This is a genomic window from Winogradskya consettensis (assembly GCF_018332715.1).
Classification (GTDB): domain Bacteria; phylum Actinomycetota; class Actinomycetes; order Mycobacteriales; family Micromonosporaceae; genus Actinoplanes; species Actinoplanes consettensis.
This window is the reverse complement of the sequence record NZ_BOQP01000079.1, coordinates 20,721-41,541: the sequence shown is the minus strand read 5'-3', so window position 1 is coordinate 41,541 and position 20,821 is coordinate 20,721. Positions and strand designations below refer to the sequence as shown.

At 69.3% G+C, this 20,821-nt stretch carries 22 protein-coding genes; 7 read left to right on the top strand and 15 right to left on the bottom strand.

Annotation, left to right across the window (positions count from 1 at the left end):
* Positions 1-43 precede the first annotated feature (43 nt).
* A complete protein-coding gene (locus Aco04nite_RS50175) occupies positions 44-382 on the top strand; it encodes an alpha/beta hydrolase fold domain-containing protein (protein ID WP_213003786.1) in 339 nt (112 codons plus the stop codon).
* A 131-nt stretch (positions 383-513) separates the two neighbouring features.
* Here the strand turns inward: Aco04nite_RS50175 and Aco04nite_RS47530 are convergent, their stop codons facing one another.
* Positions 514-1,494, bottom strand: coding sequence for a S66 peptidase family protein (locus Aco04nite_RS47530; RefSeq protein WP_213003751.1), 981 nt, complete (start codon positions 1,492-1,494; stop codon positions 514-516).
* A gap of 122 nt (positions 1,495-1,616) precedes the next feature.
* On the opposite strand from Aco04nite_RS47530, the gene Aco04nite_RS47525 reads away from it, so the two are divergent.
* Genes Aco04nite_RS47525 through Aco04nite_RS47515 form a run of 3 tightly spaced genes read left to right on the top strand, consistent with a single transcriptional unit; the run spans position 1,617 to position 4,501 of the window.
* A complete protein-coding gene (locus Aco04nite_RS47525; protein ID WP_244876828.1) occupies positions 1,617-2,462 on the top strand; it encodes a GDSL-type esterase/lipase family protein in 846 nt (281 codons plus the stop codon).
* 57 nt (positions 2,463-2,519) lie between these two features.
* Positions 2,520-3,686: a YibE/F family protein gene (locus tag Aco04nite_RS47520; RefSeq protein ID WP_213003750.1), complete on the top strand. Its 1,167-nt coding sequence runs from the start codon at positions 2,520-2,522 to the stop codon at positions 3,684-3,686.
* Positions 3,687-3,697: 11 nt separating this feature from the next.
* Positions 3,698-4,501 (top strand): hypothetical protein, encoded by an 804-nt coding sequence (locus Aco04nite_RS47515; protein WP_213003749.1) that lies wholly within the window; start codon positions 3,698-3,700, stop codon positions 4,499-4,501.
* Between the two features lie 3 nt (positions 4,502-4,504).
* Here Aco04nite_RS47515 and Aco04nite_RS47510 read toward each other — a convergent pair whose 3' ends face one another.
* From Aco04nite_RS47510 to Aco04nite_RS50170, 7 genes are all read right to left on the bottom strand, one after another.
* Positions 4,505-5,482: an ABC transporter substrate-binding protein gene (locus tag Aco04nite_RS47510; RefSeq protein ID WP_244876827.1), complete on the bottom strand. Its 978-nt coding sequence runs from the start codon at positions 5,480-5,482 to the stop codon at positions 4,505-4,507.
* On the bottom strand, positions 5,482-6,084 hold the full coding sequence (locus Aco04nite_RS47505) for a GTP-binding protein (protein ID WP_239159745.1): 603 nt from the start codon (positions 6,082-6,084) through the stop codon (positions 5,482-5,484). The genes Aco04nite_RS47510 and Aco04nite_RS47505 overlap by 1 nt, the downstream gene beginning before the upstream one ends.
* Complete coding sequence (locus Aco04nite_RS47500; RefSeq protein ID WP_239159746.1) at positions 6,068-6,379, bottom strand: DUF742 domain-containing protein; 312 nt, start codon at positions 6,377-6,379, stop codon at positions 6,068-6,070. The genes Aco04nite_RS47505 and Aco04nite_RS47500 overlap by 17 nt, the downstream gene beginning before the upstream one ends.
* A 119-nt stretch (positions 6,380-6,498) precedes the next feature.
* Entirely contained in the window at positions 6,499-6,924 is a 426-nt protein-coding gene (locus Aco04nite_RS47495; protein ID WP_203843469.1) for a roadblock/LC7 domain-containing protein, read from the bottom strand.
* A 31-nt stretch (positions 6,925-6,955) separates the two neighbouring features.
* Positions 6,956-9,337 (bottom strand): sensor histidine kinase, encoded by a 2,382-nt coding sequence (locus tag Aco04nite_RS47490; protein ID WP_244876826.1) that lies wholly within the window; start codon positions 9,335-9,337, stop codon positions 6,956-6,958.
* Positions 9,338-9,593: 256 nt separating this feature from the next.
* Positions 9,594-10,550, bottom strand: a complete 957-nt coding sequence (locus Aco04nite_RS47485) for an ABC transporter substrate-binding protein (protein ID WP_213003783.1) — start codon at positions 10,548-10,550, stop codon at positions 9,594-9,596.
* 442 nt (positions 10,551-10,992) lie between these two features.
* Positions 10,993-11,502 (bottom strand): class I SAM-dependent methyltransferase, encoded by a 510-nt coding sequence (locus Aco04nite_RS50170; protein ID WP_213003746.1) that lies wholly within the window; start codon positions 11,500-11,502, stop codon positions 10,993-10,995.
* A 64-nt stretch (positions 11,503-11,566) separates the two neighbouring features.
* Here Aco04nite_RS50170 and Aco04nite_RS47475 point away from each other — a divergent pair, with 64 nt between their 5' ends.
* A complete protein-coding gene (locus tag Aco04nite_RS47475) occupies positions 11,567-12,346 on the top strand; it encodes an LLM class flavin-dependent oxidoreductase (RefSeq protein WP_213003745.1) in 780 nt (259 codons plus the stop codon).
* Between the two features lie 36 nt (positions 12,347-12,382).
* Here the strand turns inward: Aco04nite_RS47475 and Aco04nite_RS47470 are convergent, their stop codons facing one another.
* From Aco04nite_RS47470 to Aco04nite_RS47445, 6 genes are all read right to left on the bottom strand, one after another.
* Entirely contained in the window at positions 12,383-13,813 is a 1,431-nt protein-coding gene (locus Aco04nite_RS47470; RefSeq protein WP_213003744.1) for an MFS transporter, read from the bottom strand.
* Positions 13,810-14,565 (bottom strand): amino acid ABC transporter ATP-binding protein, encoded by a 756-nt coding sequence (locus Aco04nite_RS47465; protein WP_213003743.1) that lies wholly within the window; start codon positions 14,563-14,565, stop codon positions 13,810-13,812. Before Aco04nite_RS47465 ends, Aco04nite_RS47470 begins: the two co-directional genes overlap by 4 nt.
* Positions 14,562-15,317: an amino acid ABC transporter permease gene (locus Aco04nite_RS47460; protein WP_203843474.1), complete on the bottom strand. Its 756-nt coding sequence runs from the start codon at positions 15,315-15,317 to the stop codon at positions 14,562-14,564. The genes Aco04nite_RS47465 and Aco04nite_RS47460 overlap by 4 nt, the downstream gene beginning before the upstream one ends.
* 28 nt (positions 15,318-15,345) lie before the next feature.
* The gene (locus tag Aco04nite_RS47455; RefSeq protein ID WP_213003742.1) at positions 15,346-16,212 is read right to left on the bottom strand and encodes an ABC transporter substrate-binding protein; all 867 of its coding nucleotides are present in this window, start codon (positions 16,210-16,212) and stop codon (positions 15,346-15,348) included.
* A gap of 116 nt (positions 16,213-16,328) precedes the next feature.
* Positions 16,329-16,583, bottom strand: coding sequence for a GNAT family N-acetyltransferase (locus tag Aco04nite_RS47450; RefSeq protein WP_438875010.1), 255 nt, complete (start codon positions 16,581-16,583; stop codon positions 16,329-16,331).
* Between the two features lie 5 nt (positions 16,584-16,588).
* A complete protein-coding gene (locus Aco04nite_RS47445) occupies positions 16,589-16,984 on the bottom strand; it encodes a hypothetical protein (RefSeq protein ID WP_213003741.1) in 396 nt (131 codons plus the stop codon).
* Between the two features lie 111 nt (positions 16,985-17,095).
* Between Aco04nite_RS47445 and Aco04nite_RS47440 the strand changes: the two genes are divergently transcribed.
* Both Aco04nite_RS47440 and Aco04nite_RS47435 read left to right on the top strand, forming a co-directional pair.
* Positions 17,096-17,500, top strand: coding sequence for a hypothetical protein (locus tag Aco04nite_RS47440; RefSeq protein WP_213003740.1), 405 nt, complete (start codon positions 17,096-17,098; stop codon positions 17,498-17,500).
* Positions 17,497-19,611 carry a tetratricopeptide repeat protein gene (locus tag Aco04nite_RS47435; protein WP_213003739.1) on the top strand — a complete coding sequence of 705 codons (2,115 nt, stop codon included), beginning with the start codon at positions 17,497-17,499 and terminating at the stop codon, positions 19,609-19,611. Before Aco04nite_RS47440 ends, Aco04nite_RS47435 begins: the two co-directional genes overlap by 4 nt.
* Here Aco04nite_RS47435 and Aco04nite_RS47430 read toward each other — a convergent pair.
* A complete protein-coding gene (locus Aco04nite_RS47430; protein ID WP_213003738.1) occupies positions 19,587-20,777 on the bottom strand; it encodes a S8 family peptidase in 1,191 nt (396 codons plus the stop codon). The two genes, Aco04nite_RS47435 and Aco04nite_RS47430, sit on opposite strands and share 25 nt — an antisense overlap.
* Between the last annotated feature and the right edge of the window lie 44 nt (positions 20,778-20,821).

Sequence of the window (20,821 nt, the reverse complement as noted above, 5' to 3'; positions counted from 1 at the left end):
TCGTGCCGATCCACCCCCTGGCACCCACGGCACCGCCGGTTGCATCGTCCCGATCATCGCCGACCTCGTCCGTGAGCGCGGTGCGGACCTGGTCGCTGTCCAAGGCGACTCCGCCGGTGCCGGCCTCGCGCTGGCGGCCGTTCAGGAGGTGATCCGTCGCGGCGTGGAAAGCCCGGCGCGCGTGGTGCTGATCTCACCCTTCCTCGATGTCACTCGCAGCGACCCGTGCAGCCGATCCCGGCACCGCCAAGCCCTGCCGCTGCGCCATCAGCCCATCCCTTCCGACGGGCGAAACGCGCATCAGATGCAGGAGTTGCGGCCGTTCACCAGATCAGGCGAGCAATACAGAAGATTGGCAATGGCCGTCGTGCAATGCGGTTGAGCGCCAGCGATCGCTCGTCGGACGGGGATTTCCGAGGGTTCGAGAAGTAACGCCCGCGTGAGTCTGGTCGCGGCTGCACGCGGTCGCAGGCAGCCGGGGAACATGACTCGTGGGTGATGTCGTGGGGAACGTCAGGGGCCGACTGCTGGTTCGAGCAGGGACAACGTGCGCTGGTCCGCGTCGAGGGCGGCGCTGATGCCGAGGGGCATGGGGAGGTTGGGGCCGGCGTGGCCGATGTCGACGTTGCCGAGGACGGGGATGGGGCGGTTGCCGAGGACGTCGAGGACGATTTCGGCGAGAGTGAGAGTCTCGTCGAGGCCGGTGATGTCGCGGGGGACACCGACGATCATGCCGGCGATGCGGTCGAGGATGCCGCTGTGCCGCAGGACGTGCAGGTAGCTCCAGACGTACGAGGCGAGGCCGCCGAGCTCCTCCCAGAACAGGATCGCGCCGTTGAAGCGGTCGAGGGGTAGGGCGTAGGGCGTGGCCTGCACCAGGGCGATGCGGTTGATCACCCCGCCGATCAGGTGGCCTTCGGCGCGTCCCGGGCGCCAGCACTCCCAGGTCGGGCTGGTGGGTAGCGGCCCTATGGGGTCGGTGCTGGTCAGCAGTCGGGAGTAGAGCTGGGAGAGTTCCGCTCGGCGCGCCGGGGACACGGTCTGCCATGCGCTGCCGAAGCCGGGGACGGCCATGTCGGCGTGGAAGCCGACCAGGCCGGTGCGGGCGTGGAGGGCCAGGTGGAGCAGGGAGATGTCGCTGTAGCCGAGGATCGGTTTGGGGTCGGACCGGATGGCGTCGAGGTCGATGAGGTCGAGGTAGCCGAACACCGTCTGGCCGCCGTCACTCGCGACGATGGCGCGTACCTCGGGGTCGCGTAGCAGGCCGTTGAGCTCCGCGGCGATCTCCGCCGGCGTGGCGGCGCTCCACCAGCGGTGGCGTTCCGCTTCGAGGAGCGGTGCCCTCCGGACGCGGAAGCCCATCCGTTCGAGGATGACCGCGGTCCGCTCGATGTTGGGCTCGTAGGCGGCGGGGAGCGGCGAGGACAGCGAGGCGATGACCACGAGGTCACCGGGCCGCAGGGCGCGTGGTCGGAGCAGGGCGGAAACGGTCACCGATGCAGTGTCCCCACGCCCGCGGCGGCACGCCACGAATTTACCGTGGGAGCGTTTCCATCTTTACAAGGAGATTAACGAGTATCAATATTACGGAGTAAAGCCGACAGATGGAGACGATCATGAACAAAGCGCGCCTGCTTGCCGTCATCGCCCTGATGATTCCGCTTTCGCTGACCGCTCCCGCCCAGGCCTTCCAGCAACAATGCGCGGCTCAGGCGTCGCCGAAAGCCGAAACCAAAGCCGTGGCCGCGTCGCCCACGGTCTGGCTGGCGGGGGATTCGACGATGGCCAACCCGGGCACGAGCTGTCCCGTCGGCTGGGGGAGTCAGTTCGCTCCGCTGTTCAAGAGCGGGGTCACCGTGAACAACCGGGCCGTCGGCGGGCGCAGCATTCAGACCTGGATGTACGAGGGGAACGTGACCTCCGTCAAGAATTCCGCCGGGGAGTGCACGCTCAGCTCGACGGCGTACTCGTCGCGGTGGCAGGCGATGCTGGACGCGACCACGGGGATGAAGGCCGGGGACTACCTGTTCATCCAGTTCGGGATCAACGACGGGGACACCGCCTGCCCCCGGCACGTCGGCACGGCGCGGTATCAGCAGCTCATGACGACGATGGCGCAGGCGGCGCTCGCGCGGGGCGCGCACCCGGTGCTGCTCACGGCGGTTGCGGCGATCACCTGTTCCGGGAGCAGCGCGGTGAAGAACCGCGGTTTCGTCACGCAGACCGTCGCCGCGGGTGCTGCCACCGGTGCCCCGGTGATCGATCTGCAGACGCTCAGCGTCAATCTCTACAACCAGCGGGCATTCTGCCCGAACAACGGTGACTACGGCTCCGGCACGGTCGGCGCGTTCTTCTGCAACGATCACACCCACTTCGAAACGTACGGTGCTCAGCAGATCGCCGTCCTCGTAGCCGGCGCCGTGCGCGCCCAGAACATTCCGCTCGCCGCCTATCTGGCGTAAGAACCTGCGCATATGTGGATGGGTGCATGTTGAGGCCCGGCGTTTACGCTGCCCGGCATGGAGGTCGGCCGGCGCGGTAGGCACGCCGCTCACGGGCACTCGCACGAACCCGGACCGGCGGCGTCACGGCGTACCCGTCGGATGGTGACCCTGGTCCTCGTGCCGCTGGCGGCGGTGACCATCGTGGGGATGATCCTGCTGTGGCCCGCCGCCGCACCACGGGACACCGCCGGGGACGCGGGCACACGGGTGCGGGCCACGGTGGTCTCGATCGACGGACGCGGGGCGTTCGCGCAGGTGGGGGAGACCGCCGTTGCCTTCGCGCCGCCACAGGGCGTGACGCTGCGTACGGGCGACAAGATCGTGCTCGACTCGGTGAAGGACCCGGCCACGGGTGTCGCGGTCTACACCTACCGGGACCACCAGCGGTCGACGCCGATGATCTGGCTGCTCGCCCTCGCGGTGGCCGTGGTGCTCGTCTTCGGGCGGTGGCACGGGCTCGCGTCGCTGGCCGGGCTCGCGCTCAGCTTCGCGGTGCTGGTGTGGTTCGTCATCCCCGCGATCCTGGACGGCTCGCCACCGCTGCTGATCGCCGTGGTCGGGTCGGCGGCGATCATGCTGGGTGCGCTCTACCTGACCCACGGCGTGAACGTGCACACCTCCGTCGCGGTCGCCGGCACCCTCGCCAGCCTGGTGGTGACCGGCCTGCTCGGGGCCGCGTTCACCGCCTCGATGCACCTGAGCGGAATCAGCAGCGACGACACCCTCTACCTGTCCACGACGCGCGCGACGATCGACCTGCGCGGCCTGCTCCTCGCGGGCATCGTCATCGGTGCTCTCGGCGTACTCGACGATGTCACCGTCACCCAGGCCGTCACCGTCGCGGAGCTGGCCGCCGCCCGCCCGCGGAGCCGCCGCGAGCTGTACCGTTCGGCGATCCGGATCGGGCGCGCGCACGTGGGGTCGGCGGTCAACACGATCGTGCTCGCCTACGCGGGGACGTCGCTGCCGCTGTTGCTGCTGGTCGCGGTCAGCCCACAACCGCTCACCGAGCTGCTGACCAGCGAGTTCCTGGCCCAGGAGATCCTGCGTGCGGCGGTCGGTACGATCGGCCTGGTTGCCTCCGTACCGATCACCACGGCCCTGGCGGCCCTGGTCGCCGGTTACGACCCCGCGGAGCGTCCGGTGAATGTCCCTCGTGGACCGTCCAGCGGCGGTCATTGACTGGAGTCCCCATGGTCTACCCCGGCCCGGCCCAACCCCCGCCGCCCGCAACCGGCTCCGTGGCGCCGGGGAGGGACAACCGTCTGGCGTTGATCCTCGCCATCGTGGTCGGCGTGCTGCTGTTGTGCTGCGGTAGCGGGACGGTGGTGGCCCTGGTCGTCGGCAGCAACAGCGACGAGACCACGGCGGCTCCGGCCCCCGCCCCCGCCCCGGCGAAGACGACGACCACGACGGCCCCGGAAGAGGCGGAGCCGACCACCGAGGTGCCGTCCAAGCCCGCGACGCTGCCGGCCGACGTCACCTATCAGGGCCGCGGGGAGAAAGTCGTCAAACTCAAGCCGTTGTCGGCCGACTACGCCCACTTCGCGGTGTTCACCCACACCGGCAGCAGCAACTTCGCCGTCTGGTCGCTGGGCGACGGCGGCGAGGAGCTCGACCTGGTCGTCAACGCCGTCGGCAAGTATTCGGGCGCCCGCCCCCTCGACTTCGACGACGATCCGACGTCGCTGCGGGTCGAGGCCGACGGCTCCTGGAAGATCGTGGTCAAGGTGCTGGAGAAAGCGCCGGTCTGGCCCACCAAGACGTCCGGCAAGGGCCCGGCGGTGCTGACGCTCGGCCCCGGCGCCGACGACGGCCTGACCACGGCGAAGCTCACCCACAAGGGCACATCCAACTTCGCCGTGTACGCGTACGGCGACAACCCCGACCTCATGGTCAACGAGATCGGCGGATACTCGGGCGAGGTCATGATCCCCCGCGGGACCGCCGCCATCGCCATCGAGGCGGACGGCACCTGGACGATGAAGCCGAGCTAGGGCCTAACGCGCCGGGAGCCATTTCTGCCAGTCGGGGCGGTGGCCGTCGAGCCAGCGTTTGGCGGCCTCGTCGCGGCTCATCTTTTTGACAGTGATGTCCCGGGCGACCTGGTTCTGGTCGTCGTTGGTCCAGGTGAAATTCTTGACGAGGTCGGCGGCGGGGCTGCTGGAGTCGACGAACTGCTTGCGGGCGATCTTGTCGAGGTCGTACGGCTGATAGTCGCAGGCGACCGTCTTGGGGTCGGCGTCGCAGCCGGGTTTGTAGAGCGGCAGCGGGATGTGGACGAGTTTGACCTCGGAGAGCAGCCACTGCGGGGTGTAGAAGTAGCCGATCAGCGGCTCCTTCTTCGCCTCGGCCTTCTTGAACGCGGCGATGAGGGCGTCCTCGCTGCCCGCGTAGACGACGGAGTAGTCGAGCTTGAGGTTCTTGATGAGGGCGGCGTCGTTGGTGACGAAGGACGGGTCGCCGCCGAGGAGCTGGCCCTTGCCGCCGGACTTCGAGGTGCGGAACAGCTCGGCGTAGTCGTTGAGGTTCTTCCATTTGACGATGTCGGGGTGTTCCTCGGCCAGCCACGGCGGCACGTACCAGCCGATGACGCCCTTGTTGCCGGTGAGGCCCTGCTCGACGGCGACCTTCTTGTCGTCGATGTAGGTCTTCTTGAGGTCGTCGTGACCCCAGTTCTCCAGGATGACGTCGACGTCGCCGCTGGCGAGGCCCTCCCAGGAGGCGTCCTCGGTGAGGTCCTTCTCGACGACCGTGCAGCCGAGCTCCTGTTTGAGCAGATAGCTGACCACGGCGACGTTCGCCTCGTAGCCGACCCACGGGTTGACCGCGATGGACACGCTGCCGCAGTCGGTGCGGGTCACGCCGGGCGGGGCCGTGATCGCCGTCGTGGAGCCACCGCAGGCGGCGAGGGTGATCGTGCTCAGCAGGGCGGTGAGCTTGTACAACCGGCGCATCGGATTCCGTTTCTCGAACATCACCACGTCGGGACCGGCCGTTCCCGGCTGAGCCGTTTCGTGAGGACCTCTTCGGTGAGGGCGACCAGGAGGTTCTTGACCGACTCGCGGCGGCGCGCGTCGCATTCGAGGATCGGGACGTCGCTGTCGATGCCGAGGGCGTCGCGGACCTCTTCCAGGTCGAAGCGCCGCGACCCCTCGAACGTGTTGACCCCGATCAGGAACGGGATCTCATGTTCTTCGAAGTAGTCGATCGCGGCGAAGCAGTCCTCGACGCGGCGGGTGTCGAGCAGCACGATCGCGCCGAGGGCACCGTCGACGAGGTCGTCCCACAGGAACGCGAAACGGTCCTGTCCGGGCGTACCGAAAAGGTAGAGAAGAAGGGCGTCGTCCAGGGTGATGCGTCCGAAGTCGAGCGCGACCGTGGTCGTTGTCTTGCCGGACACCGCGGACGTGTCGTCGATGCCGATCGACCGCTCGGTCATCTCGGCCTCGGTGACCAGCGGCTCGATCTCGGAGATCGCGCCGACGAACGTGGTCTTGCCGACGCCGAAACCACCACTGATGACGATCTTGACGGCGACGGGTGCCAGCCGTTCAGCCTCGTTAGAGAGCCCGTACACGGTCCCTGATCCTTTCGATCAATGCGATGGGCAGCTCGCCGAGCTGCTGCTCGATGCGCAGGTAGCCCTCGGTGACGAGGTCGGCGACGATCACCCGGATCACCCCGAGCGGCACCTTGAGGGCCACCGCCAGGTCGGCGACCGACATCGGTGCCTGGCACAGCTCGATGATGTGCCGGGCCTCGAACCGCAGGGGAGCCGACAGGGCGGCCGGCGCCGCCTGCAGGAGGGTCTCGATCCGCAGTCCGTCGTGCAGCGGCCGGGTCCGGCCGCCGGTGAGCATGAAAGGGCGCACGACGGGATCATCCGCGGGCTCCGGGACCTGCCGCGGCGTGTCTTTTTCGGTACGCGCGGGAGCAGCCGGTTCCGCGTACGGGATCATGCGGGGGTCCGGTCCCCACTCGCCCCGGTGGCTCATCGCGGCAGGTATTGCCGGGACTCGGAGATCAGCGCCGGGGTGAGCAGCGTGCCGAACCGCTCGGCGAGCAGCGATATCTCGTAGCCGATCAGGCCCACGTCGCTGTCACCGCCCGCCACGACACCGAGACAGCTCCCGCCCGAGATCACCGAGACCAGCAGGAATCCGCGCTGCATCTCGATCATGATGAGCTTCAGGCCGTCGAAGTCGTAGCGGCGCGACGCGCTGCGGGCCACGCTCGCCAGGCTGGAGACGATCGCGGCCAGGTGGTCGGCCTCGGCGCGGGCCAGCCCGTCGGAGGCGGCGATGAGCAGCCCGTCGGAGGAGACCGCCACCGCGTCGCGGACGCCGTCGGTCTGGTGGACGAAGTTGCCCAGCAGCCAGTTGAACTGGTGCCGGTCGGCGGACGTGTCAACGCTCATAGTTCTCGGCCTCGTCGCAGGTGGGGGCGGGTCAGGACTGGTCAGCGTCAGCGGAGGTGCTTCCGCGCTGGACGCCGCTGCGGAAGGCGGTGAGCCTGGCGCGTACGTCGTCCGGTGAGGCGCTGACGGGGGCGGGCCGTTCCGCGGTACGGGTGGGGGCCGTGGCCGCGAGACGTTCGGAACCGGAGTTGGCCTGCTTGCGGGCCCGAGGGGCGCGTTTGCGCAGGCCGTTGGGGGTGCGGTCGGCGTCGTCGGCGGGCCGCTCGAACGTGTACATATCCATCCCGAGGGTGTTCTCCGGGCCCTGCCGCAGCGCCGCCGGGCTGCCGGTCATGGGCACGAACTCGATGGTGGCCGGCCTGATCCGGCTGTCCGTGGACACCGGCTGCTCGACGGGCGTCATGGTGACGACCTGGGTGTCGGCCACCGCGGCCAGCTCGCGGGCCGGTTCCAGGGCCGGTTCCGGCCGGCGGGGTTCGGCCATGCGGGGTTCGGCGATCCGCTGGGTGCCTCGTTCGGGTGCGCTGACGGCCGGCTGACCGGCCAGCAGGCTCGGCGGGAGCACGATCCGCGCGGTCACGCCGGTCACCGGGGACGGCGCGAGCTGCACGTCGATGTCCATGTCGGTGGCGAGCCGGCCGACCACGTAGTGACCGAGGAAGCGGGTGGGCGCCGTGATGAAGTCGCCCTCGCCCCGCAGCCGCTGGTTCGCGATCTCCAGGTCGTCCCTGCTCATGCCGACGCCCTGGTCGGTGATCGCGATCAGGTAGCTGTCACCGATCCGGCGCCCCTGGATCTCGACGTCGGCGTCGGGCGGCGAGAAGACCAGGCCGTTCTCGACCAGCTCGGCGAGCATGTGTGCGATGCCGCTGACCACGGCGCCGGCCACCAGGGCCTCGTCGACGCGGCGCAGCGCGACCCGGCGGTACTCCTCGACCTCGGAGACCGCGGCGCGGATGACGTCCGCGATCGGCAGCGGGTCCGACCACTGCCGGGGGCTGGCCGCGCCGACGAGCACGAGCAGGCTCTCGGCGTTGCGGCGCATGCGGGTGGCGAGGTGGTCGAGCTCGAAGAGGTTCGCCAGCCCGGCCGGGTCCGACTCCTCCCGTTCCAGGGTGGTGATGAAGCCGAGCTGACGGCGCAGCAGGTTCTGGTTGCGCCGGCCGAGGTTGGCCAGCGACTCCGTGGTGCTGTGCCGCAGCATCGCCTGCTCGGTGGCCAGCGAGTACGCGGTGGCCTGCACCCGGTCGAGCGCGTCGGCGACGAGGCGGACCTCGTCGCTTGCGCGGGCGGGCACGGCCACGGCGGGTGGTGGCGTGCGGTCGTCACCGGCGATGGCCGTACGCACAGCGGCCGGCAGCCGCTCACCCGCCAGCCGGTTGGCCTCCGCGGCGAGGGTGGCCAGCGGCGACGCGATCGACCGGGACGCCACCGTGGCCAGGTAGACCGACCCGAGAACGCAGATGAGCACGGCGCCGAGCAGCACCCCCATCCGCCGGGCGGCGTCGGACTGCAGGGTGCCCGCCCGGTCCTGGATGACCGAGCCGACGTGCTGCTGCAGCTGGCGCATGTCGTCGAGGACGGTGGTCTGCGCCGACCACCAGGACTGCGGGTTGAGCTGCAGGTTGCGCCCGTCACCGGCGTTCAGCGCGACCTGTTCGAAGTACGCGGCGACCTGGGCGGGACCGGTGGCCAGGACGTAGTCCTTCGCGGTGCGCTGGGTGTCGGTGGCGTACCGGGTGAACGCCGTGAGGGCGTCGTCCTTGGCCGCGCGCATGGTGACGAACTGCAGGAACTCGCCGGAGCGGAAACCGCCCGCGGAGAAGACGCCGTTGAGGAACGCGCGCTCCTGGGCGGTGCTCTCCTTGGCGTCGCCGAGCGCCTCGAGGGCGTTGACACCGCGGCGCAGGGCCGGGTCGGCGGAGCTGTCCAGGCCGTAGTCGACGCTGCTCAGCTCGGCGATGCGTCCGGTGTAGAACGTGAAGGTGGGTGCGCGGTCGGCGGCTCCCGCGTCGGTGCCGGCCCGGACGCCGGCGAGGCCGTCCAGCTCACGTACGGCCCGGGCCACCCGCTCCTGGGTGGCGCCCCCGCCCGCGATCAGCTTCTCGACCCCGGCACGCCGGTCGTCGACGCGTTTGCGGGCGGGTCCCAGCTCGGAGCGGAAACCGACGTTGCCGCCGAGCAGGCCGGCGGTGAGGCCACGCTCGGTCTGCAGCTCCTGGACGAGGTCCTGAACCGCGAGGACCAGGGTGACGGCCTTCGCGGACGCGTCGGCGTTGCGGTAGTTGTCGATCTCGATGACGCTGATGACGCCGAGCAGCACCAGGACGGCGACGACCGGCAGGGCCAGGGTGCGGACCACCCGGCGGCGGATCGTCCCACCGGAGCGGCCGGTGGTGGGTGCGGGCTGCACGGGGGCGTCCTGCGCCCGGTTGAGAGGGAGGCCGGAATCTTCGGTGGCTTGGCGTGGGCGCGGAATCTTCATCGGGGCGGACTCGCAACCTCTAGCTCTGTCGAATATGTGTCTGATGCGTGGCCGAGGGTTCCAGACATCGCCATGATTTGACCGGGGCGGTCCGCGATGTACGAATTTTCTACCCGGACGGGGTCCTCGAAGCAGGCCCCGCGGACGCCGGATCGACGCCCGCGGAGCGGTGATTCTCAGTAACTCAGCTCGCGGCGGGGATCCACGGCTTCCAGGTCGCCTCGTGCTCCTTGACCCATTTCTCGCCGGCCGCTTCCGCCGTCATGCCCTGGTTGGTGATGTAATCGGAAACCAGGTTCTGATCATCGTTGGTCCAGGTGAAGTTCTTGATCAGCTTGAACGCGGTGCTGTCGCCGTCCGCGAATTTCTTACTGACGATCTTGTCGAGCGTGTAGTCCGGGTAGTCACAGGCGATCTTCTTCGGATCCGCGTCGCAGCCCGCGGTGTAAGCCGGCAGCTTCACCCGCGCGTACTTCTCTTTCGAGAACAGCCACTGCGGCTCGTAGAAGTAGAACAACAGGGGCTTTTTCTGCGCGGTAGCCTGCTGGGCGGCCTTGATCAATGCGGCCTCGCTGCCGGAGTACACGACCTTGTAGTTCAGCTTCAGATTCTCCACCAGCGCCGCGTCGTTCGTGACGAACGAGGGGTCACCGTCCAGGAGTTGCCCCTTGCCGCCGGACTCCGAGGTCTTGAACAGATCGGCGTACTTGTTCAGGTTGGCGCCGTCGGTGATGTCGGGGTACTTCTCGGCCATCCACTGCGGGACGTACCAGCCGATCACGCCCTTGTTGCCGGTCGCTCCGAGGTCGACCGCGACCTTCTTCTCCTCGATGTACGTCTTCTTCAGATCGTCGTGGCCCCAGTTCTCCACGACCGCGTCGACCTCACCGGTCTCGAAGCCCTGCCAGGAGATCTCCTCCTTCAGGGACTTCTTGTCCACGGTGTAGCCCAGCTCGTGCTCGAGCAGATATCCGAGAACGGCGGCATTCGCCTCGTAGCCGACCCACGGGTTGATCGCGAGTTTGACGGTGCCCTTCGACCCCGCCTCCTTCTCATCCGTTCCGGCATCGGACGACGCGCCGCCACAACCGGCCACCGCCATCCCGAGCGCCACGGTTACCGCGGCGAAGCGGAACGGCATTGCGAATCTCGTCAAGGAATTCCCTCCAGATGATGCACTGCCGCCACTCACCGCCCATGGCGGTGAGGGCGCCGACCGCCGCCATAGGATTGTGGTGACGCACCGATACGGTCAATGGGCCGGACAGAGTTTTACCAGAGCGCAATAACTATTGCGCCACTGTCCGCCGACCTTCGGGCGACCTGACTCCGGCTGGTCCACCAAGGATCATCGCCCTCAGTGATCATGTCCCGGAGGGATTTACTCATGACGAAATCGCCAGGTTACTTTTCCGGATATCGGCCCGGAACACAAAGGAGGCATCTCTGCGTGCGCAAATACCCAATGCGGGGCGCGATCGCACCGTCCACATCGCGGACACGGGACGATTTCCACACGGTCCGCAACCGGTCACGATGAGTCAACCTAAAAGATCTTGAAATAAAGATCCGCAACACGATCGTCACCGGCCCAGCGGACCCCCGGCGGAACCTGACGGAGAGACGGTCAGGAGGGTGTGCGACCGATGTAGAGCAGATGCCCGGCGGTGCCGAGGAGGCTGGGCTCTGTCGCCGTGCGGGCGAGGAGGTCGAGGGCGGCGTCGTAGGTGGTGGGGTCGGCGACGCGCAGGTCGTCGAGTTGATGCTCCAGGCCCGTGGCGAAGCCGTGCGTGGAGGCCAGCAGGATCCGCTCCGGAGCGGGGAGAGACTCCGCCGGGCGCCAGATGGTCGCGGGCGAGGTCCAGCAGGTTGGGGGACGGGTCGGCCGGGGTGACCTGCAGGCCGCGGCGGTCGACCCAGGCGGCGTAGCGGCCCGGGCCACCGCCGATGTCGAGGACGCGGCCGGTGGCGGGGAGGTGCGGGTGCAGCAGCCGTGTGGTGAGCTGGAACTCCAGGCGGCCCTCGGGGGTCTCGAGCCGGTTCAGCTCACGCCGGTCGAACGAGCCGTAGTAGTTGCGGACGGCCTCTGTCACGACATTGACGTCAGGGCGTCGTTCACATAACGCACAAGTTCCATAGGCTATATATGTTTATTTGGTGAGCACAACACCGTTGTCAGTTCTGGATCTCATCCCGCGCAGAAGTGGCGACAGCACCGTGACGGCTGTGCACAACGTCATCGATCTGGCTCAGCGGGCCGAGCGCTTCGGGTATCAGCGCTACTGGTTCGCCGAGCACCATCTCAACCCCGGGGTGCTGGGCGCCTCCCCGGCGGTGTCGATCTCGCTGGTCGCGGACGCCACCAGCACCATCCGGCTCGGGTCCGCCGGGGTTCAGCTCGGGCACCGCCAGCCGCTGGCGACGGTGGAGGAGTTCGGGCTGCTCGATGCGGCGTACCCGGGGCGGCTTGATCTCGGTCTTGGCCGGTCGTTCGGGCGGCAGAAAGAAAAGCCCGAAGCAGAAGCAGCAGCCGCGGGCGGGGTGGCGGTCCACGCGTACCCCGGGGAGGGTGCGGCGTTGCAGGTGTGGATCCTCGGTGCCTCGGGCGGGTCCAGTGCGACGGTGGCGGGGGAGCGGGGGCTGCGGTTCGCCGCCGGGTACCACCACAGTCCGAGCACGGTGATCGACGCCGTGGACGCGTACCGTGCCGCGTTTGTGCCCTCCGCCGAGCTGGACCGGCCCCACATCTCGGTCTCCGCCGATGTCGTCGTGGGTGACAGTGACGAGCAGGCTGCCGTGCTCGCGTCCGGGTACGGCCTGTGGGTGCACGGCATCCGCTCGGGCACGGGTGCGATCACGGCCATCACCCACGACCACGCCGACCGGGTGCGGTCGTACGAGCTGCTGGCCGGGGAATGGGCCCGGCGGGGCAACTGAGCGTCGTTCGCGGTCCGGGCCTGTCGTGTCGTGCGGTCAGCGGGCTTTCTGGTGCACGGGCGGGGTGAAGGGCAGCGGGCCCGGCTGACGGGTGTCGAGGGCTGCGAACGTCGCCGAGAAGGCGAGCATCGCGCAGCAGACCGCCAGGCCGTACGCCGCTGACGTCCGGGTGACGCCCGTGGCTGCGGAGAGGGCGAGGCCCGCGACGGCGGCGGTGCACACGGTCGCGGAGATGCGCTGGGAGACCTGGAGGAAGCCGGCGGCGAGCCCGGCTGCCCCGGCCGGGGCGTGGGCGAGGGTGAGCGCCTGGTTCGGGGAGATGATGAGGCCGTTGGTGATGCCCAGGAGCAGCTGGGTCAGGGTGAGCCCGAGGGCGAGGTGCCGCCCCGGTGCCCACAGCAGCACCGCGACGGTGCCGGTGAGGGTCGCCAGTGAGCCGGCGAGCGCCCAGACGACGCTGATCCGGCCGTAACGGCTGACCACGCGCCAGCTCAGCGACGAGGCCACGGCGAAACCGAGGGCGCTGGGGAGCGTGACGAGGGCGGCGTGCAGCGGCGTCCAGCCGAGACCGTCCTGCAGGAACAGGGTCAGCGCCAGCGAGGCGGACAGCGACGAGCCGAACTGGAACATGGCCACGAGGGTGCCCAGGGTGAAGCCGCGGGACCGGGTCAGGGCCGGGAGCAGGATGGGCGTACGCCCGAGCCCGGTGTACCGGCGTTCCCAGACGATGAGCAGGGCCAGGAGCGGGGGTATCGCGAGCAGCCAGAGCGGCCGGGGCAGCCCCTGGCCGGCGGGCAGCACGAACGGCAGCAGCAGGCAGATCGTCGCCAGCGCCAGCAACCCGATCCCGGGCAGGTCCAGATCGGGCCGGCGTGCCGTCATCGGCCGTGACTGCGGCAACCACGCGATCGCCGCGGGGATCGTCAGCAGGCCGAACGGCAGGCTCGCCAGCAGCACCCAGCGCCAGCCGTCCTCCCCGCCGAGCCCGCTGAGCAGGGTGCCGCCGACCAGGGGACCGATGACCCCGGCGATGCCCCCGACCGTGGCGTAGGCGCCGAGCGCCCGGGTGCGTTCGCGACCGGTGAAGTGCTGCTGGATCAGGCCCAGGACCTGCGGGTTCACCGTGCCGGCGCCGACGCCCTGCAGCAGCCGGGCGACCGCGACGACCCAGTCCTGCGTGGCGGTGCCGCCGAGCACGCTGCCGAGGCAGAAGACGCTCATGCCGGCGATGAAGAGCCACTTGCGGCCGTACGTGTCGCCCAGGCGCCCGGCAGGGATCAGCGCGAGACCGAACGTCAGGGAGTAGCCGGCGATGATCCATTGCAGCGTCGCGGGACCGGCGTCCAGTGACGACCGGATCGCGGGGAGGGCGGGGTTGAGGACCGACTGGTCGAGCAGGGTGGTGAACGCGGCCGCCAGGCAGATGGCGAGGGTGGACCCCGCACCCGGCGGCCGGTCGTGCGTCACAGCACCTGGGACAGGAACTGCTGCAGGCGCGGGCCGGCCGGGGAGTCGAAGATCTGCTCCGGCGGGCCCGCCTCGACGACCACACCGCCGTCCATGAACGCCACCTTGCCCGCGACGCGGCGGGCGAATCCCATCTCGTGGGTCACGACCACCATCGTCATGCCCTGCGCGGCGAGATCGGCCAGCAGCGCGAGGATGCCCTTGACCAGCTCCGGGTCGAGCGCCGAGGTCACCTCGTCGAACAGCATCGCGCGTGGCGACATCGCGAGCGCCCGGGCGATGGCCACCCGCTGCTGCTGACCGCCGGAGAGGTTCCCGGGGCGCCGTCCCGCCTTGTCCCGCAGGCCCACGATGTCGAGCTGGCCCAGGGCCACCTCGTTCGCCTCGTCGGCGGACAGGCCCTTGAGCTTGCGCAGCGCCAGGGTGATGTTCTGCAGGACGGTCTTGTGCGGGAACAGGTTGAACTGCTGGAACACCATCCCGACCTGACGGCGCAGCTGATCGGGGTTCCAGGTGAGCGTGTTCTCACCGTCGAGCAGGACCTCGCCGCTGTCGGGCTCGATCAGCCTGTTCACCGTACGCAGCAGGGTCGACTTGCCCGACCCGGACGGCCCGATGACGCAGACGCTCTGTCCACTGGGGATGTCGAGGTCGACGCCGCGCAGGACCTTGTTGGCGCCGAACGCCAGGTGCAGATCGCGCACCTCGAGGTGCACCGGGTCGGCGGTCTTCCATGAGGTCGTGGTGCTCATCGGGGTGCTACCTCACTGAGCTCGGGGTCGGCTTCCTGGACGGCCTCGGGGCGGCCGGACCGCAGCCGGTTGTCGATGAAGTTCACCAGGTGCGTCAGCGGGACGGTCAGCACGAGGTAGAACAGCCCGGCGAGGAGCAGCGCCGACTCGTTACCGGTGTTCGCCGCGTAGTCCTGGCCGATCCGGAACAGCTCCCGCTGGCTGGCCAGCAGGCCGAGGAAGTAGACCAGGCTGGAATCCTTGACCAGGGCGATGAACTGGTTGACCAGGGCCGGCAGCACCCGCCGGATGCCCTGCGGGATGACGACCAGCCGCATTGCCGTGAAATACGAGAACCCCAGCGCCCGGGTCGCCTCCAGCTGGCCACGGTCCACACTCTGGATCCCGGAGCGGAAGATCTCCCCGATGTACGCCCCGGCGACCAGCCCGAGCGCCAGGATGCCCAGCGGATAGGGGTTGGTGCCCCACAACTCGAGCGCGAGCGGCGCCAGCCCCACCCCGATGAGCAGGATCGTCACCACCACGGGCAGCCCGCGGAAGACGTCCGTGTAGACCCGGGCCGGCCAGCGCAGCCAGCGCGTCTGCGAGATGCCGGCCACCGCCAGCAGCAACCCGATCAGGGTGCCCAGGATGGCCGAGGCCAGCGCCAGGATCAGCGTGTTGGGCAGGCCGACGGTGAGCATTTCCGGCAGCGCCTCGCGCATGGAGGGCCAGTCGAAAAAGGTGTCCCAGATCTGGGTCAGGGTGTCCACGGACGTCTTCCTGTAGGTAAAAGCGGGGTCAGCTACCGGCGCTGGCGGACGGCGCGGCGGCCGAGCCCGCGCTGCCCGGCTTGAACGTGTCCGGGATCGGACGGCCAGGGTAGTACTGCTCCTGCAGCTTCTTCCACGTGCCGTCGGCGATGACCTCGTCGAGCCCCTTGTTGAGGGCCTCGCGCAGCTTGTCGTTGCCCTTGGCGACGGCGAACGCCGTCGGCTCCGAGCTCAGCTGCTTCTCGACCACCACGACGGCGCCCTTGCTGTCCCCGGCGAGCTTCTCACCGATCTCGGCGGGCGCGATCCAGGCGTCGGCGGTCTTCGCCTTGAGCTGGTTGACCGCACTGTTGTAATCCGGCACGCGCACGGGGTTCAGGTTGTTCTTCGTCGCGTAGTCGTCCTGCACGGTGCCCTGCACCACGGCGACCCGCTTGCCGGCCAGTCCGTCGAAGCCGGTGATCGTGGAGCCCTTGGGCACGTCCAGGCCGAAGTAGCCGAAGTCGTACCCGTTGCTGAAGTCCACGGTCTTGCGGCGGGCCTCGGTGATCGTGATCGACGAGCTGCCGACATCGAACTTGTGCGTGTTGACCTGCGCGAGCAGCGCCGAGAAGTCCGTACCGACGAACTCCACCTTCAGATCGATCTTCGCCGCCACGGCGGTCAGCAGGTCGTTGTCGAACCCGGTGAACTTGCCGTCCTTCAGGAACACGTTCGGCGGGGCGTCGGTCAGCGTGCCGGCCCGGATCGTCCCGGCCTGAAGCAGATCGTACGGATTGTCGGCGGCGGCGCTGGACGAGTCATCCCCGCCACCGCAGGCCGCACTGAGAGCGAGAGCGGTAGCTGCGAAAACACCGAGGACGGCGCGGACGGACCGCGAACCGGAGCTGAACAATGTTTCAGACCTTTCAAATTCTAGTAAACATACGTGTCTGCTAGGGAACAAACAGGTTACCCACAAGCGGCGCCGAACGGATGGTGACCTTGCTCATCCTCAGGACAGGGCTCGCTTCAAGACTTTTCGAGACAGCGGTACGCGCCGAACGTCGTCGACCGGCGCAGCTCGAAGCCGATCGACTCGTACAGCCGGATCGCCGTCGTATTGGCGGCCCCGGTGTGCAGGAACGGCGTCTCCCCGCGCGCCCGGATGCCCGCCGCGACCGCCCGGACGAGCCGGGTGGCGAGACCGCGCCCGCGATACGCCGCGTCGGTGCAGACCGCGCTGATCTCGGTCCAGCCCGGTGGCCGCAGCCGTTCCCCGGCCATGGCGATCAGCTTTCCGTCGTGGCGGAACCCGAGGTACGTACCCAGCTCGATCGCAGCGGATTCCCCGGATGCCGCGGCCGGACGATGTCGAACCCGCCCCGCTTGGCCACCTCGATGACCGCGTCCCCGGCGCCCGCGTTGATCCCGCTGCGCTCCCCGAGCACCCCGAACCCGTACCGCCCGGTCACGGTCGCCCCGTCCACGCTCAGGGTCTCACCGTCGGCCAGCTCCACGACGGGTCCGTCCGGGCCGGTGCTCCACGACCCCGGCGCGTCGGGGAAGCGCTGCGGCGTCGCGTTCAGAAAGTTCAGGCTCGTAATAGCCAGAAACCCGTGCGGATCGGCCAGCTGCTGCTCATGCCCGGCATGCCACTGCGCCCACTCTTGCGCAATCTCAGTCATCCCCCGATCCTATGCCTACTTAACCTATGGGAGAAGAAGTCGCCGATCTTCGCCGGGGTGTTGTCCGGTTGGCGGGTTTCCTGCCGCCCTGGGCTCCGGTATCCAGATCGGATGGATGTCGACAGTGCGCAGGTGGCCGCCGCGGTGATGCCGTACGTGACGGCGTACGGGGTGACCACGCTGGACAAGTTCCGGGAAGCGGTGGTGGACAGGACGTCCGATGCGACGGTTGCTCTCGGCAGTCGGCTGGTGGACCTGATTCTGGGCCGGGCCGGGTCACGACAGGCGATCGAAGGCGCGATCGCCGACGTGGCCGCCGGTGAGGAGGACAGCGAGGCGGCGTTGCGGTTGCAGATCCGTAAGGCCCTGGCCGCCGACCCGGACCTCGCCCGCGACGTGGCGGCGTTGCTGCCCGCCGGCGCCGTGCACATCGAAGCGTCCGGAACACGGTCGATAGCGATCGGCACCAACACCGGCATCGCCAACACCGGCGACGGCGCCGCCTTCCACCGGTGACCGATCCCGCACCCGGCGCGCGGTCCATCAGCATCGCCGCGAACAGTGGCATCGCCAACACCGGTGACAACCCGAGGTTCGTTCAGCTCGACCCCGGTTCTCTCCCGCCTCCGCAGCACGTGCCGCCCGACGGCTTCTGGAACGTGCCGCGACGCCCGTCACGGGTGTTCGTCGGCCGGGAACACGCCATGGACGAGGTGGCTGCCACGCTCGTGAACGACGTGAACGACGTGATCGGCGTGGTCGTCGTCGGACTCGGCGGCGTCGGGAAAACCGAGATCGGACTCCACCACGCCCGCACCCACCGGAGCAGATACGCGGGGGTGTGGTGGATCGCGGCCGACAGCCCGGCGAACCTGACCACCGGCCTCGCCGGACTGGCTCACCGGCTGATGCCCGCGACCAGTGTTCTTCCCGACGAGCAGGCCGAGGCGTGGGCGACCGGCTGGCTGCGGCACCACTCCGGCTGGCTGCTGGTCCTCGACAACGTCGAAGATCCCCACGACATCGCATCCCTGCTGAGCGGCATCGGCGGCGGTCATGTCCTAATCACGACGCGCCGCGACATCGACTGGGACGGCCACGGCCTCACCCCGATCCGGCTCGGCACCCTCACCCGGGCCGACGCCGTGCGGATGGTGCACGAACGCACCGGCCAGGACGACCCCGCTGCCGCCGCCGGCATCGGTGACCACCTGGGGTGCCTGCCGCTGGCCCTGGAACAGGCCGCGGCCTTCATCAACCACCACCACATCACCCTGGCTGACTACCAGCAGCGACTCCGTGACCGGGCCGGCGGCCTGCTCGCCGCTGTCGCACCCGGCCAGGACGCCCCACGCGCCGTGACCCGGGTCTGGGAGATCACCCTGGAAGCGCTCACGGCCGGCAACCCGGCCGCCGTCGCGATCCTGCGTGTGCTGGCCTGGCTCGCCCCCGACGACGTCCCCCGCGACCTGATCACCGCCCTCGTCGACGACGACCGCACCGCCGCTGACATCGCCCTCGGCCTGCTCGCGTCCTACAGCATGATCACCCTCGACGCCGGCACCGTCAGCGTCCACCGCCTCGTCCAAACCGTCCTGCGCCTCACCCCACCCGCCGGCGAGGTCAGCCTGCAGGCCCTGTACCTGCTCGCCGACGCCGTCCCCGGCGGTCCCGTCGACGACCCCACCGGCTGGCCCCGCTGGCGCGACCTCCTGCCCCATGTCACCGTCCTCGCCCACCACCTCCGGGACACCATCGACATCGACCTCGGCCGGATGCTGAACCGGGCCGCCCACTACGAGATGACCCAGGGCCTGTATCAGCCGGCCGAAGGTCATTACACCCAGGCGTTCCTGATCGCCGACGAAGTTCTCGGTCACGACCACCCTGACGTCGGCACCGCTCTGGGAAACCTCGCCGGCAGCTATTCCGCCCTCGGCCGGCATGCCGAGGCACTGCCGCTGGCGCAGCGGGCCTTGGATATCGCCGAGAAGGTTTTCGAGCCCATGCATCCCGCGGTCGCCACGTGCCTGGGAAACCTCGCCGGTAGCTACTGCGACGTGGGCCTGCCCGGTGAGGCGGTCCCCCTGTTCCGGCGGGCCCTGGCGATCACCGAGACGATTCTCGGTCCCGACGATCCTGCCGTCGCGAGGTGCCTGGGAAACCTTGCCGTCAGCTATCGCGACCTGGGCAAACTCGACGAGGCAGTGCCCCTGGAGCGGCGCGCGCTCACGATCGCGGAGGCGGTTCTCGGTCCCGGGCACCCCGAGATCGCGACCCGGCTGGGAAACCTCGGTGTCAGCTATCGCCAACTGGATCGGCCCGGCAGGGCGGTTCCCCTGTTCGAGCGGGCCCTGGCAATTGCCGAGGACGTTTTCGGGCCCGAGCATCCCGCCGTCGTCACGTGTCTGGGGAACTTAGCCGGTTGTTACTCCGACCTGGACCGTCATCGCGACGCCATGGTGCTCTGCCGCAGGGCCGTCCGGATCGCGGGCACGATCTACCCGCCGGGTCATCCCATCACTCTGTCGTTCTACGAGTTCCTGGAAGAGCTCGAAAAGGAAGCCCGGCCCGGGAGTGCCGGACCGGGCCACGATCAGGGTCAGCTGGACAGGGACGGCGTGTAGAGGAGGCGGTTGGGGGAGCCGCTGCCGGGGCTCGTCACCACGCCGGTGGTGGCGGCGGCGACGATGGCGGCGTTGACGGTGGTGACCGAGGCTCCGGGGTGGGCGGCGAGGTAGAGGGCGGCGGCGCCCGCGACGTGCGGGGACGAGAACGAGGTGCCGCTGCCGGTGTAGGTGGCGGTGTTGCTGGTGCGCCAGGCGGAGGTGATGTCGACGCCGGGGGCGAAGAGGTCCAGGACGGAGCCGTAGTTGGACCAGGAGGCCTTGGCGTCGGTGCGGCTGGTGGCGCCGACGGTCAGTGCCTCAGTGACCCGGGCGGGAGACGTGGTGCCGGCGTTGACGCCCGAGTTGCCCGCCGCGATCGCGTAGGGGATGCCGGCCGCGATCGAACGGCGGACCGCGGCGTCGAGGGTGGTGCTGGTGCCGCCGCCGAGGCTGAGGTTCGCCACGGACGTGCCGCGGGTGGCGTTCGCGGTCACCCAGTCGATGCCGGCGATGACCCCGGCGGTGGTGCCGGAGCCGTTGTTGTCCAGCACCCGGACGCCGACGACGTTCGCGCTCTTCGCGATGCCGTACGTGCTGCCCACCGCGACCCCGGCGACGAACGTGCCGTGACCGTTGCCGTCCTGCGCGACGTTGTCCCCGTCGACGGCGTCGTAACCGTAGGAGGCCCGCCCGCCGAAGTCCTGGTGGGTGATCGTGATGCCGGTGTCGATGACGTAGACGGTGACGCCACTGCTCGGTCCGTACGTGTACGTCCCGCTCAGCGGCAGCGCCCGCTGGTCCGAGCGGTCCAGGCCCCACGGCGCCGACGTCTGCGTGTCGGCGATCCGCACGATCTGGTCTGCCTCGACGGAGGCCACGGCCGGGTCGGCGGCGAGCCGGGCGGCCTGGCGTGCACTGAGGTGGGCGGTGTACCCCTCGACGGCATGCCCGAAGACCTTGCCGACCGTGCCGCCGTAACGAGTGGTCAGCCGTTGCGCGACGGCATTGTCCGCCTGGGTGCCGTCCTTGAGCGTGACGAGGTACGAGCCGTCGATCGCGGTCGCGCTGCCGGCGTGCTCGACGGTTCCGGTCGGCTCGGCGGCGAGGGCCGGGGTGGCGGCGGCGAGGGCGATAGCCGTGCCGGCGAGGGCGGCCGCGGCACGGGTGACACTGGAGCGGATCATCGGTCCTCCTGGATCTGCGGCGTCGCGGTGACGCCTGAGGAAGA

Coding starts and splice junctions, on each gene's coding strand:
- Aco04nite_RS47430 (WP_213003738.1), bottom strand. CDS start 20,777: ATGATCCGCTCCAGTGTCACCCGTGCCGCGGCCGCCCTCGCCGGCACG.
- Aco04nite_RS47445 (WP_213003741.1), bottom strand. CDS start 16,984: ATGACTGAGATTGCGCAAGAGTGGGCGCAGTGGCATGCCGGGCATGAG.
- Aco04nite_RS47495 (WP_203843469.1), bottom strand. CDS start 6,924: ATGAGCGTTGACACGTCCGCCGACCGGCACCAGTTCAACTGGCTGCTG.
- Aco04nite_RS47465 (WP_213003743.1), bottom strand. CDS start 14,565: ATGAGCACCACGACCTCATGGAAGACCGCCGACCCGGTGCACCTCGAG.
- Aco04nite_RS47510 (WP_244876827.1), bottom strand. CDS start 5,482: ATGTTCGAGAAACGGAATCCGATGCGCCGGTTGTACAAGCTCACCGCC.
- Aco04nite_RS47440 (WP_213003740.1), top strand. CDS start 17,096: ATGGATGTCGACAGTGCGCAGGTGGCCGCCGCGGTGATGCCGTACGTG.
- Aco04nite_RS47520 (WP_213003750.1), top strand. CDS start 2,520: ATGGAGGTCGGCCGGCGCGGTAGGCACGCCGCTCACGGGCACTCGCAC.
- Aco04nite_RS47525 (WP_244876828.1), top strand. CDS start 1,617: ATGAACAAAGCGCGCCTGCTTGCCGTCATCGCCCTGATGATTCCGCTT.
- Aco04nite_RS47450 (WP_438875010.1), bottom strand. CDS start 16,583: ATGGCCGGGGAACGGCTGCGGCCACCGGGCTGGACCGAGATCAGCGCG.
- Aco04nite_RS47515 (WP_213003749.1), top strand. CDS start 3,698: ATGGTCTACCCCGGCCCGGCCCAACCCCCGCCGCCCGCAACCGGCTCC.
- Aco04nite_RS47485 (WP_213003783.1), bottom strand. CDS start 10,550: ATGCCGTTCCGCTTCGCCGCGGTAACCGTGGCGCTCGGGATGGCGGTG.